The sequence below is a fragment of the Burkholderia sp. E168m23 genome (assembly GCF_016586125.1).
Lineage (GTDB): Bacteria > Pseudomonadota > Gammaproteobacteria > Burkholderiales > Burkholderiaceae > Burkholderia > Burkholderia orbicola.
This window is the reverse complement of record NZ_BCPP01000356.1, coordinates 1-6,468: the sequence shown is the minus strand read 5'-3', so window position 1 is coordinate 6,468 and position 6,468 is coordinate 1. Positions and strand designations below refer to the sequence as shown.

General features: G+C 71.0%; 7 protein-coding genes and 1 pseudogene. All 8 read right to left on the bottom strand.

Annotated features, from left to right (window positions below; all coding sequences use genetic code 11):
* The coding region (locus JMF90_RS18845; protein ID WP_236598004.1) for an MOSC N-terminal beta barrel domain-containing protein at positions 1-116 on the bottom strand (116 nt) is incomplete at its 3' end.
* 63 nt (positions 117-179) lie between these two features.
* Entirely contained in the window at positions 180-1,133 is a 954-nt protein-coding gene (locus JMF90_RS18840) for an ABC transporter substrate-binding protein (RefSeq protein WP_006479154.1), read from the bottom strand.
* A gap of 33 nt (positions 1,134-1,166) precedes the next feature.
* Positions 1,167-2,351 (bottom strand): cytochrome c, encoded by a 1,185-nt coding sequence (locus tag JMF90_RS18835; RefSeq protein WP_011547826.1) that lies wholly within the window; start codon positions 2,349-2,351, stop codon positions 1,167-1,169.
* A 50-nt stretch (positions 2,352-2,401) separates the two neighbouring features.
* Positions 2,402-3,223 (bottom strand): ABC transporter ATP-binding protein, encoded by an 822-nt coding sequence (locus tag JMF90_RS18830; protein WP_011547825.1) that lies wholly within the window; start codon positions 3,221-3,223, stop codon positions 2,402-2,404.
* Positions 3,217-4,314: an ABC transporter permease gene (locus JMF90_RS18825; RefSeq protein WP_011547824.1), complete on the bottom strand. Its 1,098-nt coding sequence runs from the start codon at positions 4,312-4,314 to the stop codon at positions 3,217-3,219. The genes JMF90_RS18830 and JMF90_RS18825 overlap by 7 nt, the downstream gene beginning before the upstream one ends.
* Before the next feature lie 4 nt (positions 4,315-4,318).
* Complete coding sequence (locus JMF90_RS18820) at positions 4,319-5,353, bottom strand: ABC transporter substrate-binding protein (protein WP_011547823.1); 1,035 nt, start codon at positions 5,351-5,353, stop codon at positions 4,319-4,321.
* Between the two features lie 31 nt (positions 5,354-5,384).
* Positions 5,385-6,224, bottom strand: coding sequence for a class II aldolase/adducin family protein (locus tag JMF90_RS18815; RefSeq protein WP_011547822.1), 840 nt, complete (start codon positions 6,222-6,224; stop codon positions 5,385-5,387).
* A gap of 33 nt (positions 6,225-6,257) precedes the next feature.
* Positions 6,258-6,468: pseudogene (locus JMF90_RS18810) on the bottom strand (alkanesulfonate monooxygenase); the annotation flags it as partial.

Here is a 6,468-nt window from a genome sequence, read left to right as displayed (position 1 = left end):
GCGAGGCCCGTTTCCAGCAGTTGCGCGCGTGTCAGCGCGATGCCGGCGCAGGATTTGATCGGATAGACGAAGAGTTCGGTGATGGCTGGCATGACGCTGGCTGAAGGCGGGCTGATCGAAGCGCGATTGTGCCAGATCGTGCCGCAGCCGTTTGGGCGGCTGCGCGCCGCCCGCGCTCGTCACGCGAGCGGGAAGCCCGTGTCGAAGGTCGTGCGTACGTCGAGCGGCTGGCGCAGCAGCCCGGCCTTCAGGTAGAAGTCGGCCGTGCGTTGCTGCTCGGCGATCACCGGCGCGTCGATCGGCAGCCAGCGCGTGCCGCGGCGCTCGAATTGCAGCTTCGCGGCGGCCGGCGGAATGCCGATGATGCGCGCGAGCGCCGCCGAATACGCGTCGACGTGCCGGTACGACCAGGCCTGCGCGCGCACGACGCGCCGCAGGAAATCGTGCAGCACGTCGCGTTTCGATGCGATCGCCGCGTCGGTCGCCGCCAGATAGCTGAGGCCCGACCACAGCCCGCGGCCGTTGACCAGCACGCGCGCGCGGCCGCTCGTTTCGGCGAGCGCGGTATAGGGCTCCCAGGTTGCCCACGCGTCGATCGAACCGGTGGCGAGCGCCAGCATCGTGTCGGCCGGCGGCAGGAAGCGGAACGACACGGCGTCGGGCGGCAGGCCGGCCGCGTCGAGCGCCTTCAGCGTGACGAAATGGCCGATCGAGCCGCGCGTGGTGCCGATGCGCTTGCCTTTCAGGTCGGCCGCGCCTTTCAGCGCGGCGTCGGGCTGCACGAGCACGGCCGTGCCGTACGGATCGGAACGGTTCGCGCCGATCACCTTGATGCGGGCGCCCGATGCCAGCGCGAAGATCACCGGCGCGTCGCCGATCGGCCCGCAGTCGACGGCGGCCGCGTTCAGCGCTTCGGCGAGCGGTGCGGCGGCAGGAAATTCGGTCCACGCGATGTCGTACGCGAGGCCGTTCAGTTCGCCGGCCGCTTCGAGCAGTGCGCGCAGCCCGCCTTTCTGGTCGCCGGCGCGCAGCAGCGGGCGTGCGCCCGATTGCGCGCGCACGACGGCGGGGGCGGCGGCGATCGTGGCAAGGGCGCTCGCCTGGGCGAGGAAGTGGCGTCGGGTCGGATTCATCGTGAAGTTCGGTTGAGGGAAGGGTTCATGAATTCAATGCGGGAGCCCGGCTTGTACGTCGCGCACTGGTTCCCGATCGACGCGCAGCAGCAGTGCGGTCAGCGCGTCGCCGCGGGTGGCCGGCGTGGACGGCCGGACAGCCGCCGTATCCGAGCGGCACAGCAGGTCGGCGTCCGACCAGCCGGCGCTGCCCGGCAACGCACGCGCGCGCAGCCAGCCGCGTCGATCCGCAAGCAGTTGCGTGCCGCCGAGCGCATCGGGCGCGACGCCGGCAATCGTCGCGAACGCGCGCCACGCATCGACGGTCGTCGCGACGCAGTTCGCACGCGAGCCGGTCGACGATGGCACCGACACCCCGTTTTCGGTGACCAGCAAGGTCTGCCAGCGGGCGTCTTCCTGCGGTGGCGTCGCGCCGGGCGCAAGCGCGACGACGCGCACGCGCTGGCCTTCGCGCCAGCGCTCGAGCGCTTGAGGCGCGGCGTCGCCGCACCGCACGTCGAGGGCCGGCAGCGGGACCGGCACCGGCCACGCGCCTTCTGCCTGCGCGCCGCTGCCGGCAGCCAGCGCTTTCAGGTAGTCGAGCACGGCCCAGGTGTCCTGCGGGCCGAGGGTCGCCGCAAAGCCGGGCATCGTCGGCGCGCCGTGCTCGTCCTGCGTGCCGTGGCGCACGCGCCAGAACAGTTCGCCGTCGAGGCGACGCGCGAGCAGCGCGCCGGCGAAGGTCGGCGGCCAGTGCGCGAGCGTGGCCGCGAGCGGCCCTTCGCCGCGTCCGTCCGTGCCGTGGCAGGCCGCGCAATGTTGCGTGTACAGGTGCGCGCCGCGCATCACGTTCGCTACGGAAAACGGCGCGGGATCGCGCTGAAAGCTGGTCGGCACGGCCGGCGCGAGCCACAGCGACGCGGGTGGCCACGGCGCGAACCACGCGACGGCCAGCGCGGCGATGGCCAGCACGACACGCCACTTGCGCGAAGCCAGCGCGGTGCACGCGAGCACGACGGCCAGCGCCGTCGCGCCACAGGCGAGCGCGAGCTGCCGCGTGAGCCCCGCGTCGATGCGCAGCGTCTCGAGCGCGATGCGATGCGCCCACGGCCACGCGGCCTGTCCGTCGGCGTCGCCGGTCAGGCCGATCGCGTGCAGCCCACGCGCCAACGCGATTTGCGCGCGATACAGCAGTTGCAGGAACGCGATGGCCCAGTCGGCGAACGGCGGCGCGTTCATCGCGCGCGTCCCCGGTGGATCGCGGTCAAACGTCGAACGGCATCCGGCATCTACCAGCTCGCATCGAGCCCGAGATGCCGCAGCGCGTCGTGCCGCAATTCGGCGAGGCGCGGGTCGCCGCGATGGCGCGGGTAGGGCAGGTCGACGCGCAGTTCGGCGACGATCGTTGCCGGGCGCGGCCCGAACACGATCACGCGCTGCGCGAGGAACAGCGCTTCTTCCACGTCGTGCGTGACGAGCAGCGCGGAGAAACCGTCGCGTTGCCACAGCGCGGTCAGCTCGGCCTGCATCGTGAGCCGCGTCAGCGAATCGAGCTTGCCGAGCGGTTCGTCGAGGATCAGCAGGCGCGGATCGTTGACGAGCGCGCGGGCGAGCGCGACGCGCTGCGCCATCCCGCCGGACAACTGATGCGGAAACACGTTCGCGAAGTCCTGCAGCCCGACGCGCGCGAGCGCATCGTCGACGCGATGCTGCGAGGCACGCGCCACGCCGCGTGCTTCGAGGCCGAGCGCGACGTTCGCGCGCACGCGCCGCCACGGGTACAGCGTCGGGTCCTGGAACACGACGATGCGCGACGGATCGGGGCGCTCGATCGGCACGCCATCCTGCGCGATGGTGCCTTGCCGTGCGGCGTCGAGCCCCGCGACGAGGCGCAGCAGCGTCGATTTCCCGCAGCCGCTCGGGCCGAGCAGCGCGACGAATTCGCCGGCCGCGACCGACAGCGACACGTCGTCGAGCACCGGCAGCGCGCCGTCGGGGCCGTCGAACGCATGGCTCACGCGGCGGATGTCGATGCGCGCGCCGCGCGGCGGCGTGACGGCGGGCGCCGCGGCAGTGGCCGCGGACGGTTCGAGTACGGCGGCGCTTACCATTTGACGGTTCCTTTCTGCCAGGCGAGCACACGGTCGCGCACGGCGAACAGCAGCGCGATCAGCCCGGAAAACAGCAGCGCCATCACGATCAGCGCCGCATACATGTTCACGTACGACGCCCAGCCCTGCGCCCAGCTCAAATACCAGCCGAGCCCCGACTTGACGCCCATCATCTCGGCGACGACCAACACGGTGAACGACGCGCTCAGCCCCATGAAGATGCCGACGAACACGTGCGGCAGCGCGGCCGGAATCGCGACGCGCAGCACGAGGAAGCGTGCGTTCGCGCCGAGCGTGCGCGCGACGTCGTAGTACTGCTTGTTCACGCTCGCGACACCGGACCACGTGAGCACGGCAACCGGGAAGCCCGTCGCCAGCGCGATCAGGAACGCGGCGGCCGAATAGCTCGACGGGAAGAAGTAGAACGTGAGCGGCAGCAGCGCGGTGGCCGGCACCGGCCCGAGCACGCGCAGCACCGGATGCACCCAGTAGCCGATCCGGCGCGACCAGCCGATCGACACGCCGACCGCGAAGCCGACCGTGACGCCGTACGCGAAGCCGAGTGCGAGCAGCTTCAGCGTGTTGGCGGCGCTGCCGGCGAGGCGCGGCCAGTCGTCGACGTAGACCTCGATCAGCGCCTGCGGCGGCGCGAAGAACGGCGTCGGCAGCCAGCCGGTTTTGGCGGTGACGATTTCCCACGCGGCGAGCACGAGCGGCAGCGCGACGAGCCACGGGCCGGCCGGCCGTACCCGCGCGAGCCGCGTGCGGGTCGCAGGGACGAGATGGCCGAGCGTCGCGGCGGCGAGCAGCAGCGCGGCGATTGTCCACGCGGCCGTGCCGAACGTGTCGGTGTACGCCCAGTCGCTGAAGCCTACGATCCGGTTCGGCCACAGTTGCGTGAGCGCGCCGAGCGCGGCCCATGCGAATGCGGCGGCGATCCCGGTCGGCCAGATGCGCTCGCGCCGCGCTTGCGCGGCCAGCGTGGCTTCGCACGTCGTGCAGGCTGCGCGCGCGGAACCTGGAGCGTTGGCGGCGGCGCCGGCCGGAGCCGACGCGGTGCGTGCGGCGGAAGCGTGTTCGATCGTCGACATCGCGTTACCCCAGTACGTTCGCATAGACCTGCTGCGCGAAGCGCTGCGGGTCCGTGCTCTTCTTCAGCACGCTGATGCGGCGGAAATCGTCCGCATAGAACGCGATTTCCTGCTGCAGGTCGACGTTGGTCGGGTGATGCGTGTAGGTGAGCGTCGCATACAGCTTGCGCAGATCCTCGGGGCTGATCTTCGGCGAATACTTCGCGAACACCTTGGCGGCTTCGTTCGGGTTGTCGTGCGTGTATTCGGTGGCCTGCACGATCGAGCGCGCGAGCGCGGCGGCCGACGGCCGGTCGTTGCGCACGAGGTCGCCGCGCGCGCCGATCACGCAGCACACCTTGCGCGCGTATTCGCCGGACAGGTTGGTCGCGAGTTCGGTGTACGCGCCGTTGCTGCGCTTTTCGAGCAGATACAGATTCGGGTCGCCGTCGGCGATCGCGTGGATCTCGCCCTTGTCGACCGCGACGCCGAGCAGGTCGGCCGGATACTGCCGCCACGTGATGTCGCGCTCCGGATCGACGCCATTTTTCGCGAGCAGGATCGAGAAGAAGTGCTTGCCGGGCGCGGCGAGATCGCTGACGCCGACCGTCTTGCCCTTCAGCGCCTGCAGCGTCGTGACGCCGGCCGCCTTCGCGCCGAGCAGGCGCACGCAGCCGCCGTGCGAACTGCCGATGATCTTCACGTCGAAGCCGGCTTCGAGCGGCTTCAGCCAGCGGTGGATCATCCCGACCGCCGCATCGGCCTTGCCGGTCGCGATCGATTCGAGCAGTTGATCGGTCGAGCCGCTGTAGTTGATCAGATCGACCTGCAGCCCGTTCTTCTCGAAGAAGCCGCGCTCCTGCGCGACGACGATCGGCGTCAGGCAGAACGCGTTCTGGTTCCACGCGAACGTGAGTTTCTTCAGCGGCGGCGCGGACCACGCCTTGCGGCCGAGCGTGATCGCAGGGACGGCGAGCGCGGCGGCGCCGGCCGCGCGCAGCAGCCGGCGGCGTTGGTCGTCGTGCGTGTCGGCGGGCGCGGGTGCGGTGGTGTGGGTCATTGTGTGGTCTCCGGGGTGGCGCAAGGGCGGCTCAGTCGAGCAGATCGGGTTCGTCGGCGACGACGCGCGCGAACAGGCTGTCGAACGCATGCAGCGCACCGTCGGGGCCGCCGATCTGGCCATGCGTATGACGCGCGGTCGCGTGATCGATCGGTTGCGGCGTGCCGGCCGCTTCGGCCAGCAACTGCGTGTGCGCGGCATTGTCGAGCGCGATGTACCACCACGCGGCGGCCTCGACCGTCGGGCCAGCCGTCAGGATGCCGTGGTTCTTCAGGATCACGCCCTTGTGCGTGGTGCCGTCCGGCTTCGCGAGCGCATCGGCGATCCGCGCGCCTTCGCTGGTGTCGACGACCATCCCCGTGAAATCGTCGAACAGCGCGTGGTCTTCATAGAACACGCACGCGTCCTGCGTGAGCGGATCGAGCGGGCGGCCGAGCGTCGACCAGGCCTTGCCGTAGGTCGAATGCGTGTGCGCGGCGGCGACGACGTGCGGATGGGCTTCGTGGATCGCCGCATGGATCGCGAACGCGGCCTTGTTCAGCGGCCGTTGACCGATCGCGGTTTCGCCGCGCGCGTTGACGAGCAGCAGGTCGGAGACCTTGATCTGCGAGAAATGCACGCCGAGCGGGTTCACCCAGAAATGATCGGGCAGCTCCGGATCGCGCGCGGTGATGTGGCCGGCGAGGCCCGACGCGAAGCCGAAGCGCGCGAACAGGCGGAACGCGGCCGCGAGCCGCTCCTGCCGGTGGCGGCGCTCGGCGGCCACGTCGATGCGCGGCGCGGGCGGGTCGAACCAGAAGTGCTGGCGCGGGGTGTCGGCGAGCACGAGGCCCGATGCGGTACGGTCGGGCGACGAAAGGACGGCGGACATGGTGGCGTAGGGCTCCGTATGGTTCCGTGGGGCTCAGGCGGCGCGGCGGGCCGCGTCGCGTGCGGCGACGGCGCCGCGCACGCGCGGAATCAGTTCGCGGCCGTAGTCGATCGCGTCTTCCAGCGGATCGAAGCCGCGGATCAGGAACGTCGTCACGCCGAGGTCGTAGTAGTCGAGCAGCGCGTCGGCGACCTGTTCGGGCGTGCCGACGAGCGCCGTCGAATTCGAGCGCGCGCCGGTGAGC

Bases quoted from the DNA above. Each gene is read 5' to 3' on its own strand.
- JMF90_RS18820 (WP_011547823.1), bottom strand. From the start codon at position 5,353: ATGACCCACACCACCGCACCCGCGCCCGCCGACACGCACGACGACCAA.
- JMF90_RS18840 (WP_006479154.1), bottom strand. From the start codon at position 1,133: ATGAATCCGACCCGACGCCACTTCCTCGCCCAGGCGAGCGCCCTTGCC.
- JMF90_RS18830 (WP_011547825.1), bottom strand. From the start codon at position 3,223: ATGGTAAGCGCCGCCGTACTCGAACCGTCCGCGGCCACTGCCGCGGCG.
- JMF90_RS18815 (WP_011547822.1), bottom strand. From the start codon at position 6,224: ATGTCCGCCGTCCTTTCGTCGCCCGACCGTACCGCATCGGGCCTCGTG.
- JMF90_RS18835 (WP_011547826.1), bottom strand. From the start codon at position 2,351: ATGAACGCGCCGCCGTTCGCCGACTGGGCCATCGCGTTCCTGCAACTG.
- JMF90_RS18825 (WP_011547824.1), bottom strand. From the start codon at position 4,314: ATGTCGACGATCGAACACGCTTCCGCCGCACGCACCGCGTCGGCTCCG.